15 protein-coding genes and 2 pseudogenes are annotated in these 13,970 nt (G+C 59.9%); 7 read left to right on the forward strand and 10 right to left on the reverse strand.

Going from position 1 to position 13,970, the window contains the following annotated elements:
* The first annotated feature begins 20 nt into the window (after positions 1-20).
* The gene (locus QM685_RS23030) at positions 21-1,316 is read left to right on the forward strand and encodes an NAD(P)/FAD-dependent oxidoreductase (protein ID WP_415119674.1); all 1,296 of its coding nucleotides are present in this window, start codon (positions 21-23) and stop codon (positions 1,314-1,316) included.
* Between the two features lie 34 nt (positions 1,317-1,350).
* Positions 1,351-1,752 carry a DUF3331 domain-containing protein gene (locus QM685_RS23035; protein ID WP_415119676.1) on the forward strand — a complete coding sequence of 134 codons (402 nt, stop codon included), beginning with the start codon at positions 1,351-1,353 and terminating at the stop codon, positions 1,750-1,752.
* Between the two features lie 849 nt (positions 1,753-2,601).
* Here QM685_RS23035 and QM685_RS23040 read toward each other — a convergent pair.
* The gene (locus tag QM685_RS23040) at positions 2,602-3,228 is read right to left on the reverse strand and encodes a TetR/AcrR family transcriptional regulator (RefSeq protein ID WP_415119678.1); all 627 of its coding nucleotides are present in this window, start codon (positions 3,226-3,228) and stop codon (positions 2,602-2,604) included.
* Between the two features lie 138 nt (positions 3,229-3,366).
* Here QM685_RS23040 and QM685_RS23045 point away from each other — a divergent pair, with 138 nt between their 5' ends.
* Positions 3,367-4,884 (forward strand): DHA2 family efflux MFS transporter permease subunit, encoded by a 1,518-nt coding sequence (locus tag QM685_RS23045; RefSeq protein ID WP_415119680.1) that lies wholly within the window; start codon positions 3,367-3,369, stop codon positions 4,882-4,884.
* 40 nt (positions 4,885-4,924) lie between these two features.
* Here QM685_RS23045 and QM685_RS23050 read toward each other — a convergent pair whose 3' ends face one another.
* Together QM685_RS23050 and QM685_RS23055 are read right to left on the reverse strand one after the other, a co-directional pair.
* Positions 4,925-5,311, reverse strand: a complete 387-nt coding sequence (locus tag QM685_RS23050) for a hypothetical protein (RefSeq protein WP_415119682.1) — start codon at positions 5,309-5,311, stop codon at positions 4,925-4,927.
* A gap of 120 nt (positions 5,312-5,431) precedes the next feature.
* Positions 5,432-6,091, reverse strand: a complete 660-nt coding sequence (locus QM685_RS23055; protein ID WP_415119684.1) for a hypothetical protein — start codon at positions 6,089-6,091, stop codon at positions 5,432-5,434.
* A 243-nt stretch (positions 6,092-6,334) separates the two neighbouring features.
* Here QM685_RS23055 and QM685_RS23060 point away from each other — a divergent pair, with 243 nt between their 5' ends.
* Positions 6,335-6,598 carry a hypothetical protein gene (locus tag QM685_RS23060; protein ID WP_415119686.1) on the forward strand — a complete coding sequence of 88 codons (264 nt, stop codon included), beginning with the start codon at positions 6,335-6,337 and terminating at the stop codon, positions 6,596-6,598.
* Positions 6,599-6,730: 132 nt separating this feature from the next.
* Here QM685_RS23060 and QM685_RS23065 read toward each other — a convergent pair.
* From QM685_RS23065 to QM685_RS23075, 3 genes and pseudogenes are all read right to left on the reverse strand, one after another.
* Positions 6,731-6,850 (reverse strand): annotated as a pseudogene (locus QM685_RS23065) (transposase domain-containing protein); the annotation flags it as partial.
* Between the two features lie 404 nt (positions 6,851-7,254).
* Positions 7,255-7,578 carry a hypothetical protein gene (locus QM685_RS23070; protein ID WP_415119688.1) on the reverse strand — a complete coding sequence of 108 codons (324 nt, stop codon included), beginning with the start codon at positions 7,576-7,578 and terminating at the stop codon, positions 7,255-7,257.
* A gap of 20 nt (positions 7,579-7,598) precedes the next feature.
* Positions 7,599-7,878 (reverse strand): annotated as a pseudogene (locus QM685_RS23075) (IS3 family transposase); the annotation flags it as partial.
* Positions 7,879-7,892: 14 nt separating this feature from the next.
* On the opposite strand from QM685_RS23075, the gene QM685_RS23080 reads away from it, so the two are divergent.
* Positions 7,893-8,204 carry a hypothetical protein gene (locus tag QM685_RS23080; RefSeq protein ID WP_415119690.1) on the forward strand — a complete coding sequence of 104 codons (312 nt, stop codon included), beginning with the start codon at positions 7,893-7,895 and terminating at the stop codon, positions 8,202-8,204.
* A gap of 134 nt (positions 8,205-8,338) precedes the next feature.
* Here QM685_RS23080 and QM685_RS23085 read toward each other — a convergent pair whose 3' ends face one another.
* The 3 genes from QM685_RS23085 to QM685_RS23095 form a co-directional block, all read right to left on the reverse strand.
* Positions 8,339-9,112, reverse strand: coding sequence for an ABC transporter substrate-binding protein (locus QM685_RS23085; protein WP_415119692.1), 774 nt, complete (start codon positions 9,110-9,112; stop codon positions 8,339-8,341).
* A gap of 87 nt (positions 9,113-9,199) precedes the next feature.
* The gene (locus tag QM685_RS23090) at positions 9,200-10,303 is read right to left on the reverse strand and encodes a DUF2817 domain-containing protein (RefSeq protein WP_415119694.1); all 1,104 of its coding nucleotides are present in this window, start codon (positions 10,301-10,303) and stop codon (positions 9,200-9,202) included.
* Positions 10,304-10,447: 144 nt separating this feature from the next.
* Positions 10,448-11,554 carry a Rieske 2Fe-2S domain-containing protein gene (locus QM685_RS23095; protein WP_415119696.1) on the reverse strand — a complete coding sequence of 369 codons (1,107 nt, stop codon included), beginning with the start codon at positions 11,552-11,554 and terminating at the stop codon, positions 10,448-10,450.
* Positions 11,555-11,680: 126 nt separating this feature from the next.
* On the opposite strand from QM685_RS23095, the gene QM685_RS23100 reads away from it, so the two are divergent.
* Positions 11,681-12,625 carry a LysR substrate-binding domain-containing protein gene (locus QM685_RS23100; RefSeq protein ID WP_415119698.1) on the forward strand — a complete coding sequence of 315 codons (945 nt, stop codon included), beginning with the start codon at positions 11,681-11,683 and terminating at the stop codon, positions 12,623-12,625.
* 125 nt (positions 12,626-12,750) lie between these two features.
* Positions 12,751-12,936: a hypothetical protein gene (locus QM685_RS23105; RefSeq protein WP_415119700.1), complete on the forward strand. Its 186-nt coding sequence runs from the start codon at positions 12,751-12,753 to the stop codon at positions 12,934-12,936.
* An 18-nt stretch (positions 12,937-12,954) separates the two neighbouring features.
* On the opposite strand, the gene QM685_RS23110 is transcribed toward QM685_RS23105, so the two are convergent.
* Positions 12,955-13,869, reverse strand: a complete 915-nt coding sequence (locus tag QM685_RS23110) for a LysR family transcriptional regulator (RefSeq protein WP_415119702.1) — start codon at positions 13,867-13,869, stop codon at positions 12,955-12,957.
* Positions 13,870-13,970: the final 101 nt, after the last annotated feature.

A 13,970-nucleotide genomic window follows, 5' to 3' on the forward strand; every position in this document is an offset into this window, starting at 1 on the left:
CACTCGTAGAATATTGGACAATGGGTCAAGTCCCCCGGATCGTCATCGTGGGCGGCGGCATCGCCGGACTCCTGCTGGCAACACGCCTGGGCGATACGCTCGGCCGTAACGGGCGTGCCCGCATCACGCTGATCGACAGGAGCGCGACGCACGTCTGGAAGCCCATGTTGCACACCATCGCGGCTGGCACGCGCGACGTCCGGCAACAGCAGGTCATCTATCTTGCGCACGCCCGGGAACACGGTTTCGACTATGAGCCCGGCGAGATGCAGGACCTGGATCGGGACACCCGCGAGGTGAAGCTGGCCGAACTCAGGGCGCCCTCGGGCGAAGTCGTGATCGGTCCACGTGTGGCAGGCTACGACGTGCTGATTCTCGCTTTGGGTAGCCGCGCCAACGATTTCGGCACACCCGGTGTACTCGACCATTGCCATTTCATCGACAGCCAGGCGCAGGCCGAAGCCTTCAACGAAAACCTGCGCATCCGCGTATTCCAGAGCGTTGTGGCGAATCGCGCGTTTCGAGTATCGATTGTCGGGGCTGGGGCGACCGGTGTCGAACTGGCGGCAGAGCTGAGTCGCCTGCTCGAAGTTGCCGCGGGTTATGGTGACCCCGATATTCGCTCGCGGCTGAATCTCACACTCTACGAAAGCGCGCCCCGCATATTGGCGGCATTTCCGCCGGCCATCTCCGAATCCAGCGAGGCGCAGTTGCGCGATATCGGCTTCACTGTGCGAACCGGCACACGCGTCACGGCAGCGGAGGCGGATGGACTCCGGCTTGACGACGGCAGCAGGCAGCCGGCCGATCTGATCGTATGGGCGGCAGGCGTCAAGGCGCCGGATTTTCTCGGCAGGCTGAATGGAATCGCAGTGAACCGTTCGAACCAGATCAGCGTTCGGCCCACGCTGCAGGCACTGGACGACGACCGGATTTTCGCGCTTGGCGACTGCTCGACCCTGACGCCAGCCGGTCACGAGCGCCCTCTCGCTCCGACGGCGCAGGTTGCCACACAACAGGCGGAGTTTCTTGCGAAGTACCTGCCGGACTGGCTGGCGGCCCGAGCCGCATTGCCAGACTTCGCGTTCAAGGACCTGGGCGCACTTGTGTCGCTGAGCGACTACAACGCTTTCGGCACGCTCGGGCAGTTCGGGTTCTTTCGTGGCGGATTTATCAAGGGGCGGTTCGCGCAACTGAGCCACGCCATGCTCTATCGCCGTCATCAACAGGCGTTGCATGGTTTTCGCAAGGCCACACTGCTGTGGACAGCAGAGCGGCTCAACGGCCTGGTGCAGCCGGAAATACGGTTGAGCTGAGAAGGTTCACGTCGTCGTTGACAGGAGTACACATTTGGATCGGAACACGACGGAGGGCACCACATGGCAGCGCGCTATCGGTCAACTGGATGCCGGATATGTGCATCAGTTGGTGAATAGCGTCACGCATCCAGTCGATTCGCATGCAAGTCACGTGTCGAACAGCAACAGAACCATCGCGATCACCCTGCTCGATCGGATCAGTCCTCAAGCGGCGACGGTCTCATGGAGCGATCCGCAGGGCTGCAAGTACGGCGAGCAGGTGTGGCGGCTCGCCACCGCCAGACGAACGGGAATATGCGCACTGAGTGGACAACGAATCGCCGCAGGCGATGCGATCTACCGTCCCACAAGGATGAAGCCGCCACCCGCTAACGCCGCAGCGATGATGCTTGCGATCGCGGTCGATCTCGCCCTGGCTGAACCATCTGGCTAACATTTGTGGACGCGAAATGCCTGTTCATCCGCTGCAACAATGCGCCACATCGGGGCTTCCACTGTCAAGCCAGCCTGCGTGCGATAGGCCGACATTTGGAGGAAAGTCGTGTACTCGTCTGCTTCCAGTAGGCCAAAGATTGACCAGTGGTCTCGTCTGGCACTCGAACTCAGCACGTGACAGGGCACTTTCGCCCGACAACAGACCAGGCTGCCCGCATGAAGAAAAGCCAGATGGCAAAACACCTCTTGCCCATGCATGCAAGGTAAGCGACCTGGACTGCTTACGCACGACGATTGCACAGACTGCCAATAGCAACTAAGAGATGTCGAGGTCCCGGCTTGTCTCAATCCGACAAGCCGCACTGATGAAATGATACCGTTCAGCCCTATAGCCGCGCTAGCGCCGTGCTCTCGTCGGGATCTGTATCGGTTAGACCCTGACCGGTGGAGCAGACGCTCAACTCTCGCGGCCGCATACAATCTTCAACCGGAAAGGCAGATTCGCTGGGTATCTGGCACCGGGAACGACCTGACAGCCCAACATCGCCCGCCTCACAGCGCCCCGTATAATTGCGAAACAGTCAGTCGGTCCCGCCATGGAGTATCACGTCGCATACGAGTACAGCCTGTGTTCGAGGTCCCCGATGACTACATCGGGGGAGTGCCATCACAGTTGGTTCGCGATATCCCAAGCAACATTCCGCCTGTCCTCTTACCCGAATTCATAAAGGGCATCATTCTGCAGCGATCAACGCAGATTGCCAATGTCCGCGATCTCCGCTTGCTACGTCCCGATCCATCTGGGATCGACAAACCTCATGCCGAGCCTGACGATGAAGCGCGACATTTATTTCGAGAGCATTCGTTCAAATAACCCAGATAGCCGGCAACAGATCGTCTCTGCGTCGCGCTGGTCATCCGCAATAGCATCGTCGACCACGCCGTGCATGCCATCGTAGATCACAATTGCAGCAGCGCGCGCATCCAGCAATGTCCAGGCCCCCGCCGCGGCGCCGGCGGCCAGCACCGCACCCAGTTGATCGATGACGATCTCCTTGTCCTTCGCGTTGCGGTTGCTGTGACGGAACTCATGGAACACCACGTCGTGCAGTTCGTAATTGGCAATGTAGGCCTCAACGGTTCCTCGCAGCCACGCGGCAAACCGGGCGCGATGATCGTCGGCCGGACACGCATCGACCGCCTGCGCGACCCGCGCCGTGAAATCCCGCGAGAAGCGCTCGCGCAGCGCGAGGATCACGTCTTCCTTGGTCTCGAAGTAGTGGTAGAAGGTGCCCTTGCCGACACCCGCGCGCTCCACGATGTCGTTAACCGTCGTGGCCTCGATGCCCTTGCCGATGAAAAGCTCCGCCGCTGCCGACATCAGGTCGTCCACCCGCACTTCGGCAGGAAGCACCTTCCATGTCCGGGAGCGGCGAGCCTGCGTGCTCTTCCCCGATCCTGCGCGGCTCACCATCGTCCTCGTCCTCCTCTCATGATTCGACCATGAGTCGATTTCGGGATGGTACACCATTTCTCATGACGCTCAATGCAATTGACCGACGGTCGGTCTAATAGTTTAATAGGCTCTGGAGTCGCGCAAACCGGAGCTTCCATGGCCTCTTCCCGCCGTCCCTTCGCCGTTGCCGCCGTCTATCTCGGCACCTTCATGGCGACGCTCGCCATCAGCATCGTCAGCGTCGCGCTTCCGGCCATTCAGGCAGATCTCGGCACGAGCCTGTCCGGTCTGCAATGGGTAGTCGGTTCCTACACACTCTGCCTGTCGGCGTTCATGCTCTCGGCGGGGCCGCTCGCCGACCGTTATGGACGCAAGCGGACCTGGCTGGGCGGCGTCGCCATGTTCACGCTAGGGTCGGCGATCTGCGCGTGCGCGCATTCGCTTGCGGCGCTGATCGCCGGCTGCGCCGTGCAGGGCATGGCGGGCGCACTGGTGATTCCCGGCGCGCTGTCGATCCTCACGCAGGCCTTCCCGGACCCTGTCGAGCGCGCGCACGTCATTGGAGGCTGGTCATCCTTCAGCGCGGTTTCGCTGATTCTCGGACCGATGGCGGGAGGCCTGCTGGTCGATCATGTCGGCTGGCCCAGCATCTTTCTGATCAACCTGCCGATCGGCATCGCGACGGTCGGACTCGGCGTGTGGGCCGTGGAAGAAAGTGCCCACCCCGATCACGCCGCGCTCGATCCCGCCGGGCAGGCACTGAGCGCCCTCTTCCTCGGCGCGTTGACCTATGCACTGATCAGTGCCGGCCGGGCCGGCTGGAACAATGCGCGAACCCTCATCCCCCTGCTTGTCGCAGCCGTCGCGTTCGTTCTGTTCGTCGCTGTCGAGTTGCGTTCCGATCGCCCGGTCCTGCCGATCGATCTCTTCCGGCGAGGCGATTTTGCTGCCTTCAACTTCGCCTCTTTCGTGCTCGGTTTTTCGGGCTACAGCAGCCTCTTCCTGTTCTCGCTGTTCCTGCAGCAGGCACAAGGCTGGACGGCGACGCAGACCGGCTGGCGCATGGCGCCTGTCTTCGTGGCGATGGCGATCGTCTCTCCGCTGTTCGGGAAACTGTCGAAGCGCTACGGCACCAACCGCCTGATGATCATTGGTTACGCCCTGCTCGGCCTCTCGATGCTGGCCATGACGGCATTCACGTCCGTTACCCCCTACTCCGTCCTGGCGCCATGCTTTACGGTCCTGGGCATCGCACTCGGCCTGGCAGTGCCGACGACAGGAGCGGCCGTGATGGCGGGCGCGCCGCGCGAACGCACGGGCGCGGCATCAGCCACGATGAATGCGCTGCGGCAAGGCGGGATGACCATCGGCATCGCGCTGCTCGGGACATGCATGAGCGCGCGAGCCGTGGCGTCGCTGGATCACGCCCTGTCGCAGATGGGAGTCACTGGGGCGGCTTCGCTCGCCAGCAGTGCGGTCCATCGCCATGCGATGCCGGCTGCGCTCCACGTTTCGCCGGATCAATTCAGGGCATTACTGCAGGATGCCTTTGCAGGAGGTTTCTCTGTCGCGGTTGCCGTGGCCGGCATCTTCGGACTGGTCGCAGCAGCCACGCTTGCGGTGTCGGCCTGGCGAGGGGACCGGGTCGCCCAGCCAATGATCATGGAACCGTAAAAGCGGCAAAGATAGGTCTGACGACGCGTTGCGGAGCGTGTCAGGGGCTGAGCAACACCGCTATGGCAAGACCCGCCATGAATCGCCAGGCCGACCGTCCAACCTCGATCGTCAAGCCGGGATTGCTGGGCGCTCGCACCACGCCGGCACGGCAAGCGAAAGCCCCGTGCGAACTGTCAGCGTGCCGTATACACGGGTCCCCGCGGACGCTCGAATCAAGTCTGAAGAGCGTATCCTCGAGGCGCTGGTCCAGTTCAGCACGCGACAGTGTCGCCCTGGCGTCCCAGCTGTCCAGCACCGGATTGAGGTGTCCGCGAATGTTGTCGTCGAATGCATGAATCGTCGCCTCAGCCAGGACTCGCAGAAATTCATCGAAGTCCTTGCCGCCCCGCATCGCCTCCAGTTGCGCGTATCCGTCCCGACTCATATCCGTCTCCTGCGTCCAGGAAAGACGCTGCCGTGATAGCGCGCACGCGCGGCCGGATCCGACTGGAGGGCTTCCGAACGCACCGCCTGCCAATAGCGCCGCTTGACGACGCACAGGATTTCACCCTCCGCGTCTTTTTTGTCGATCACTATGTTTGCGCACGTTGCTGGCCAGCTCGGAGATGATCTCGGTAGCCGCACCGATAATCTGGCTGAAGTCGAATCCCGCGCGCGTCATCTCCCGATAGAACGATTTCGCAAGAATTTTCGATACCTGACCGGGATCTCCCATTGAGTGGGCGACGATGTCGCCGATCGTCTGGTCGGGCGACTGTCCCAGGGCTATCTGGGTGAACGGCGAGACACTGAGCTTTTGCAGACGGTCTGCCTCGATCGCCGTCACAATAAATATGCTGAGAATCCGTAGGACGTTCAGGTCGTGCTCGCTGAACCGCGACCTGCCCTCCGGTCCTGAAACCTGCACAAAACCGACGAACTTGCCGCGTCGCGTGAGAACAGAAAACATCCTGTCCCGGAACTCGCAGTATCCAATGATCGGTGTCTTCGCCGAAGCGTGGATTTCGCCGAACGACGCAACGTGACCGGAGCAGACCTCAGCGAGTCGCTCGTCGGTCGAAGTGGACACGATGCATCGTGTCGCCCCAAGTGCCTCGGCGACCAGCGGCCCGAGTTTCTCTGGAACAAAGGTTGCGTGTTCATAGGCCACACTCCCGGTTGTCCGCCCGGCGTGCTCTTCATAGCTGTGCTCTGGACTTTTCATGCGCGTTCTCTCCCGGCGAATGCCGATCTTACTTTATCGCCTGCAAAATCTCGCGTATCTCCATATGGCCAGCTCTCGAAACGAGCCTCGATGCGCAGATCAATGGCGTGCCGCGCTTACGCCTGCTGGCCACGGAACGCACAGATGAAAGGTACGATTCAGAGCGTGAGAGGGTCGATGCGAGCAGACCGTGTCCGCATAACCAACAACCGATAGCCCAAGTGGGGAACCCACCAGCGACTCGTGAACCATGGCAGTGCCGCGCTTATATTGGGATACCGAGCCGACGAGCGGGATGCCAGTCGACACCGATCGGCCGACCAGCATCCGTACATCGCCGCTGCAAAGGCCGACTATGGGCTGTCCAAGCGCACCCATCTCTACATGCAGTTCGGCTTCGCCAAGAGCAACAATCGCTCACAACAGGGGCTAACCGGATACGAAACGAACATCGTGCCCGATGCGAACCAGTTTGGCGCGGGCATCGGAATCGCCCACTACTTGTGACGCAGGTGCCTGATTCGCGTCCAGACGGACTCGATGCGCTGGTGGACATTGCACCATGTGTCATCAACGCAACGTCGCACGGATGACGCGTAAGCGTAGCATTAGCGACGTCTGGACTGGAGATCGTGATCTTCAGACTGCGGTGCGGAGTTGAGCGGCGATGATCCACGGTGCGAGTTCGTCAATGCGGTTAATCGCATGGTCGGCGATCCGTGCGAGCACGTAGCGCAGATACGCCTCCGGATCGATACCGACGCCTCTGAATCGATACCGTTCAATTTTGCGGTTTATGCCGTGTACCGAACTATGCCGAGTGATTCTCAAGGCAACCGACCGCACGCACTCGATTGCGGTAGGCGGAGCCTGCATTGGTATCGCCAGTATCCGCTGAATGAGAGCGCCGTGGGCTGGGCCCTCAAACGACAGAAACCGGAAGAAGGAGCGAATGGACGTCAGACGTAAATTGCGCGTCTAGACGCTGGCGCCCCGTGCCGTCTCCAGGTCGGCAAGAAACGTGCTGATGAACGGCGCATCCAGATCAGCGACGGTCAAGGCTGAAGGCGGTTTGCGGAGCTTCGTCTGGGCAAACTTGAGCAAGAGCCGGAACGTGGGCGGATACCGGTTACTGCGATCAACCCAAACAAATGATGGTAAGTCTATCGTCGCAGTGTGTTTGCAGGCGGCAGGGCCAGAGCCGCCGTCAATAGCGCGTTGATCTCCGCTTCGCTGTAAACAAATGGCTGAGCGCGATTCAAGGGCGGTAAGATCCCGACGGGTGGCACCTCCGTTCGCGGATTGATGTTCGCGACATACCGGGCGAAGCCACGTACATCGGTGAGCCTCAATGTCCAGGAGGCGTCCCGGCCAACTGGCAAGATCGCCCAAGCTACGGCAAGCCTGGTCATGGTAATCGCGGCTTTATGGCTTTCCATGAAGGAGACAAAGTCGGCGAGCCGCCGTGCTTGATACTGGCCTTCCACCGCTTTCCCGGACAGGTGCATTAGCCCGTAATGCACTGCTCGAACTTGAACTGGGCTAAGGAAGTTCAGTGTTGAATGCCCACGGTGCGGATTGTAGAAACACTCGATGTAATCGAACACATCGGCGCGTGCCTCGTCTCGGGTGCGATAGACGTTTCGGTTCACGCATTCCGTCTTCAGGGTGCTGAAGAAGCTTTCCATCGCGGCGTTGTCCCAGCAATCGCCGCGACGGCTCATGCTGCAGGCAATGCCTTCCCGCCGAAGTAGCGACTGGAAGTCCTCGTTCGTGTATTGAAACCCATCGCACAGACGTCGTGCCCGACAAGCTGATCCAGAACACCGACATCATGCAGTCGATAATCACGTCAGCGCTGGCGTTCCTCGCCAGCGACAGAGACCGTGAAACACGGGAATGGTTCGATCTCACCGCACTTATTTCCCGCTGTGCGACGAATATGCGGAAGGGGGACGCTGCCATCCACTACGACGGTCCAGAACAGATACGCTTTTTCTGCAGGCCGGAGGAAATTTCGACGACCATTTCAACACGTCAGTTGCATGAGTTGAACCGGCGGCGGCGCTCCGGCAAGACTTCAACTCTTGCCATCCTCGCCGGGATCGCATAAACACCCAGCTTTTGATCATCTGCAGACTTACATTCGTAGGCCTCTCCCGCATCCGGCTGCCGGAAACGCATGGCAGCAGTGCTGCTCCCAACATACTCCTGCATTCTGGATGCAGGGAGCATAAATGGTTGCGATCAACTTCCGTGAATGTCGATGTCGAAGTACTTCTGCTCGATGCGCTTGTACGTGCCGTCTTTCAGCATCGAATCAATTGCCTGATTGACCTTCTGGCGCAGTGCAGAGTCGTTCTTTCGAAAGCCAATGCCTGCACCTTTGCCGAGCGTTTCCGGATCGCTGACATCTTGACCCGTAAAGCCATAACCGCGGCCCTGCGGTGTCTTTAAAAAGCCGTTGATGCCTGCAAGAGCATCCGTGAACGTCGCATCGATGCGACCGGAGCGCAGATCCGGATATACCTGTTCCTGATTTGCGTACGACACCACGTTGATGCCCGCCGTCGCCCAGTACGCCTTCGCATACGCCTCCTGTGTCGAACCTTGAGCGACGCCAATGGACTTGCCCCGCAACGACTGGACGGTTGGTTGCAAACCGGAACCATCTTTGGAGATCAGGCGACTCGGCGTGTTAAAAAGCGGCTGGGAGAATGCAACCTGTTCTTCGCGCTTCGGCGTAATCGACATCGCGGACAGGATTGCGTCGAATTTTCTGCCTTGCAGAGCGGGAATGATGCCGTCGAAGCCTGTTTCAACCCATACGCAATGCATCTGTAAGCGCCTGCAGATTTCGCTGCCAAGGTCGATCTCAAAACCGACCAGTTGCCCGGAAGGCGACTTCGATTCAAACGGTGCGTAGGTCGGGTCGACGCCAAAGCGTAACTCCGTCATATCCTTTGCCTGTGTGGTCAGTGCGGCAATTGTCAGCACGGCACCCAGAATGATGCGTTTCATATGCGCTCCCGTTCGTGTGTTACGCCGCGGACGTTTGCCGCCGGTGCGTGGGGTGAAAGAACCATGTCGTGCGAGAGTCTTCGCGGACTACACCTTCGTCAGTGCGTCGAGTGCCCGCTGCCAGATCTGCCGCGTGCGCAGAGCGATCAGGTCGCGCCAGTCGGCATCGGCGGGGTAGTAGTGTTCCAGCAGCGCGGCCTTGATCCGCCGCCCCGTCGCGTCGAACGGATCGCCGTGCAGATGCAACCAGTGATCGTCGCGCAACAACGTGTGTCCACGCGCGCCGTCGTATGTGCCACATTCGATCACGAGCGGTATCAGATCCACGTCGGTAAGTTGATCGATCAGTGCCTGCGAGGTATAACCGGTCGCCGTCGCTGCGACACCGCTGTCGGACGACGCGTCCGCCGCAGTGAGGATTCTGTATAGCCAGGGACCAAATAGCGATTGCGCGGTATCGTGCGCGGGGACCTTGCGCTCGGCAATTGTCATCAGCATCGGATGTCCATACGCGCCCGCGCCGGTGTGCAAATCGAAGGCGATGGCAGTGCGCGCACCCGCGACGTGTGCCTGCATGATCTGACGCACCGTGCGGTTCGTCCACGTCTGCTGTGTGCCGCCGAAGAAGATGCCGTCTGGGTGCCGGTACTGTCCCGCTTCGATGATATTGCGCACGTATACTTCCCCGCGGTTGCGCATGTGCATGGCGAGTTGCTCATCCGCGCGCCGACGCTCCGCTCCGTCGAGATCGCGGCATAGATAGATCTCGTGCAGCGTTTCGTATGCCGTATTCGCCGGTGGCGCGTGCGTAAAGTCGATGTAGTTGCGGTTCACATCGGCGTTGTCCTCATTCACCCGACGCAGCCACGCCGTGCCCCAAGGGTTGACGAGGTGCACGAGCACGACACAGGTGTCTTCAGGTAAGGCGTGGTCCCGCAGATTATCGAGTAACGCTATTTGGCTGTCGGAGCCGTAATAACCCTCTATTCCATGGGTTCCCGACAGCAGCACGAGGCGCTTTTGCGCGCCGGCGGGGCCGACGATCGCGACGTCTGTGGAAAGCGCCTCGCCACGTGGTCCGTGCATCGGGTGAGGATACGCGACGTGAGTCGCCTTGACGCGTGCAGCGGCCTCGAGAAAGTGCTCGCGCTGATTGGCGAAACTCGAAGTGTCGAAAAAAGTGACGCTCATTACCATTCCCTCATCGTGTCAGACCTGTTGATGTGAGGCTGCATACAACCCAGCGCTTGTCACACGAAGTGTCACTACTTCAGAAGTCCACATGCAACAAGGCAGCGCCTCGTCACGCCAAAGCATGTCGAGCGGTTCATCCCATCACCTCACCGGTTGATTCGTTGCCGGAGTCGACAAGCGCACAAGCGGCACATGTTCCGACGCCGCATGCTCGGCATCGATTAGCCGCTGTACGCCGCGACGGAACCTCAGTGGTCCAGCGTCGATCCCGAGGTCGATATTCGGCGTGCGCCGGTTTGCCATGCCTTCATGCACGGCTTCAAGGATGACGCGGTCCTCCTCGAATGCGTTGCGCACGTCCTCGTTGAATTGTCGCGACACCGCGTCGTCCTGCTGGTCGAAATTGCGCATCTGAAACCAGAAGTAACGCGTATGCGATTCATCGATCGGCGTCATGAAGTTGTATGAATTCATCAGGAATACGTGGTCGTCCTGCGGGCCGTCGTCGGCACCCGTACCCGCCGGCGTGAAGACTGCCTTGATGATCGCGTGTGAGGGAAACCGAACCTCATAGTGTTGCTTGCGGTCGCAGCGTCCCGAGAATTTGACGAACTTCGCATAAAACGGTGCGACCTCGACATCGCGCATCCAGCGTGAGACGGTCACGCCGACATCGCTTGCAACGGTCTTCAAGGGCTCGGCTTCACACGCAGCGTTGCCGAACGAACCCGGATGCACCCACGCGACGTGCGACGGGTCAAGCAGGTTGTCGGTCACATAGAGATAGTTACAAGCCACGGTCATTGCGTCGCCCTCGTTCAAGCCCCATGCTGGATCGCCCCATTCGGGAACATCGAAAATCCGGGTTATGTCGACGGCTTTGGCCTCGCCCATCCAGATCCAGACGAGACCATAACGCTCTTCGATGGGATAGCTGCGGACCTGCGCCGCCCGTGGAATGCGCGCGAGAGCCGGCGCGCGCACGCATGCACCGGAGCAGTCGAAGGTCAGGCCGTGATATCCACATTCGATTCGGTCGCCACGCAATCGCCCCATCGACAGCGGCAGCTTGCGATGCGGACACGCGTCTTCGAGCGCGACCACGGCCCCATCCGGCGTGCGAAACAGCACGACTCGTTCGCCGAGCAGTTTCAACGGCATAAGGCACTCCTGGACTTCGGCGCTGCGCGCCGCTACGTACCACGCGTTTCTGACGAACATAGCCGCTTCCTCTGTTTTCAATGCCATCGGGCCTGCGCGCCACTCCTCGCAGCCGATGCACTGACTGTAGGAAGTCAAAATAGAAAAGAACAGCAGTTAGAAAGCGCAATTTGCTTTAGAATTTCTAAACTGATCTTGGCGTCCAAACTCGATATGAATACGCTCGCACCGCTTCGCGCGATCCAGATTTTCGAAACACTCGGCCGTTGCGACGGCCTTGTCGAGTCTGCGCGTAGACTCAACGTCTCTCCTGGTGCGGTAAGTCAGCAGATCAAGCTGCTCGAAAACGCGCTCGGCGTGAAGCTCGTCACTAAGGAAGGGAAACGGATGCGCTTGACCGCAACGGGCCGCCGATATCACGAAAGTTGCCTCGCGGCGCTCGAAACTTTGCGGATCGCGCAAGACGACATCGAACGATCAAAAAACGTGCGCAGCCTCAATGTCAGCGCTTTGCCCTCGCTGCTATCGAAGTGGCTTGCACCGCGCATCAACGCCTGGCAAAAAACGCATCCAGACATCAGCGTCTATCTGGATGGCTCGCATTCGGAGCCGTCGCCGGATGCCTACGAGATGGATTTTCGAATCAGCTATGGCGATCGTAGCGACGACGCAGGCACCTCAATCGAACTGTTCCGCGATAGCGTCGTGCCGGTATGCAGCCCCCGGATCCTGCCGCGCAAGGGCAAAGTTGCGCTCAGGCCTGCTGATCTTGCCGCATTTGAGTTGATCGCGGTTGACTGGCTGCCAAAGTTTGCTTCGCCTCCGTCGTGGCGCGAGTGGTTTGCCGCGAACGGTGTCGAGACATCCACACTGCACGAGCCGTATCAGGTGCATTCCCTGTCGAGCGTCGCGATTCAATCAGCGATCGACGGCCATGGTTTCGTGCTCGCCCAGTGCTCAATGGTCGCAGACGATCTGGCGGCGGGAAGGCTCTCGATGCCCGTTGCTTCGACCATTCCGTTGCCGTGGCCGTACATTCTTACCTGGAGCGAAAGTACGTTCGATCGTCCACAGTGCCGCGCCTTCCATCGTTGGTTGCTCGCAAGGGCAAGGGAACAGCAGCGCGATATCGATCTGTTAGCACTTCGCACGTTATAGGAGTTGTGAACCTGAAACATAAGGCTGAGAAGAAACCTGTCACCTCAAGGAGCCTCGAGATTCCGCCAAAGCTACGTTCAAGTTCTGAAGCGGCCCGATGCATTTCCTTTAGAAGACAAGCGAGCATGTCAGCACCGCTGGTGGACATCGCAGCCGCCCGCTCGCCAGACGAACCCCGCTCCGCGCATGAACACCGCCGGCAGAAGGCGTTCGCCGCACCGGTCATCATCGTACTGGGCGTCGCCATCACCACTAAAGGCACCAGCATTCCGGAATTCGAACCAACTCTGTCAGCAGGCGCCGCGGACTAACCGCAGTTGAGGAACAACTCAGGAATGTCGGGAAGTCGGCTTTTTCTCGGCGGCCAGCAGCATATCGAGCACCCACTTTCCGGCTGGCCCGAGGGGAGCGTCGGTTCGGTAGATGGCGATCAAAGGCATCTTCCTGCTACGCGGCTGACGCTCCGCCAGGTCGAGTTCGCTCAACCGTGCGCTGCTCAGGTCGTCCTCCACGAAGCTACGAGGCATGAACCCCCAGCCCAGCTTTGCAAGCAGCATCGCACGCTTCGAGCCCAGATCGGCAGTGAGAATCCGGAGGTCTGAGAAAACGGAGAAGGTGCGTCCTCTGGTTCGCCCGCTATGGTCTGTCAGAACGATCTGCGTATGCTCCCGTAGCGTATCAATCGTGATTTTTCGTTGGACTGCCAGCGGATGGTCTGGCGCGACGACGGGCACCAGGGTGATCTCCGGCAATACGTGACTGGACAGTTCCGGTGCGATGTCGGGCAGCGATCCCTGGATGCCCAGGTCGTATTCACCCGATAGAACACGCTCGGGTACGCTGCCCAGTACTTCGACACAGAGGCGAAGCAGCACGCCAGGGAATGTCTGCTGAAAGCGTGTCGCCAGATCCACGAGTTGTGCCGTCGGAAACATGACATCCACGACAACGGACAACTCGGCTTCAAGCCCCTGCGTCAGACCGAGCGCACGTGCTTTCAGTTGATCGGCGCGCGCGAGGATGGCTCGTGCATCGACCAGCAAGGCTTGCCCGTGCTCGGTCAGTTGCGGTCTCCAGCCGCTCCGGTCGAATAACTTGACGCCCAGCACGCTTTCCAGATTGAGAACGGCATTGCTCACTGCCGACTGCGCACGGTACAGCCGACGCGCTGCGGCCGAGAAACTGCCGTGGTCGGCGATCGCGACGAAAACACGAAGCTGGTCCAGGCTGAGGGAATCCAACATTATCTGTTTCCCAGACAGAGTCCATCAAGATTTTATCTATTTATAGTATTGCACTCTTCCCCTATGCTGCGCCAGTCGTTTCCTTAAATTTTTCAGGAGAG

Source organism: Paraburkholderia sp. (assembly GCF_047605525.1).
Taxonomy (GTDB): Bacteria; Pseudomonadota; Gammaproteobacteria; order Burkholderiales; family Burkholderiaceae; genus Paraburkholderia.

Bases quoted from the DNA above. Each gene is read 5' to 3' on its own strand.
- QM685_RS23090 (WP_415119694.1), bottom strand. From the start codon at position 10,303: ATGAGCGTCACTTTTTTCGACACTTCGAGTTTCGCCAATCAGCGCGAG.
- QM685_RS23040 (WP_415119678.1), bottom strand. From the start codon at position 3,228: ATGGTGAGCCGCGCAGGATCGGGGAAGAGCACGCAGGCTCGCCGCTCC.
- QM685_RS23055 (WP_415119684.1), bottom strand. From the start codon at position 6,091: ATGAAAAGTCCAGAGCACAGCTATGAAGAGCACGCCGGGCGGACAACC.
- QM685_RS23045 (WP_415119680.1), top strand. From the start codon at position 3,367: ATGGCCTCTTCCCGCCGTCCCTTCGCCGTTGCCGCCGTCTATCTCGGC.
- QM685_RS23100 (WP_415119698.1), top strand. From the start codon at position 11,681: ATGAATACGCTCGCACCGCTTCGCGCGATCCAGATTTTCGAAACACTC.
- QM685_RS23110 (WP_415119702.1), bottom strand. From the start codon at position 13,869: ATGTTGGATTCCCTCAGCCTGGACCAGCTTCGTGTTTTCGTCGCGATC.
- QM685_RS23095 (WP_415119696.1), bottom strand. From the start codon at position 11,554: ATGGCATTGAAAACAGAGGAAGCGGCTATGTTCGTCAGAAACGCGTGG.
- QM685_RS23030 (WP_415119674.1), top strand. From the start codon at position 21: ATGGGTCAAGTCCCCCGGATCGTCATCGTGGGCGGCGGCATCGCCGGA.
- QM685_RS23105 (WP_415119700.1), top strand. From the start codon at position 12,751: ATGTCAGCACCGCTGGTGGACATCGCAGCCGCCCGCTCGCCAGACGAA.
- QM685_RS23085 (WP_415119692.1), bottom strand. From the start codon at position 9,112: ATGAAACGCATCATTCTGGGTGCCGTGCTGACAATTGCCGCACTGACC.
- QM685_RS23050 (WP_415119682.1), bottom strand. From the start codon at position 5,311: ATGAGTCGGGACGGATACGCGCAACTGGAGGCGATGCGGGGCGGCAAG.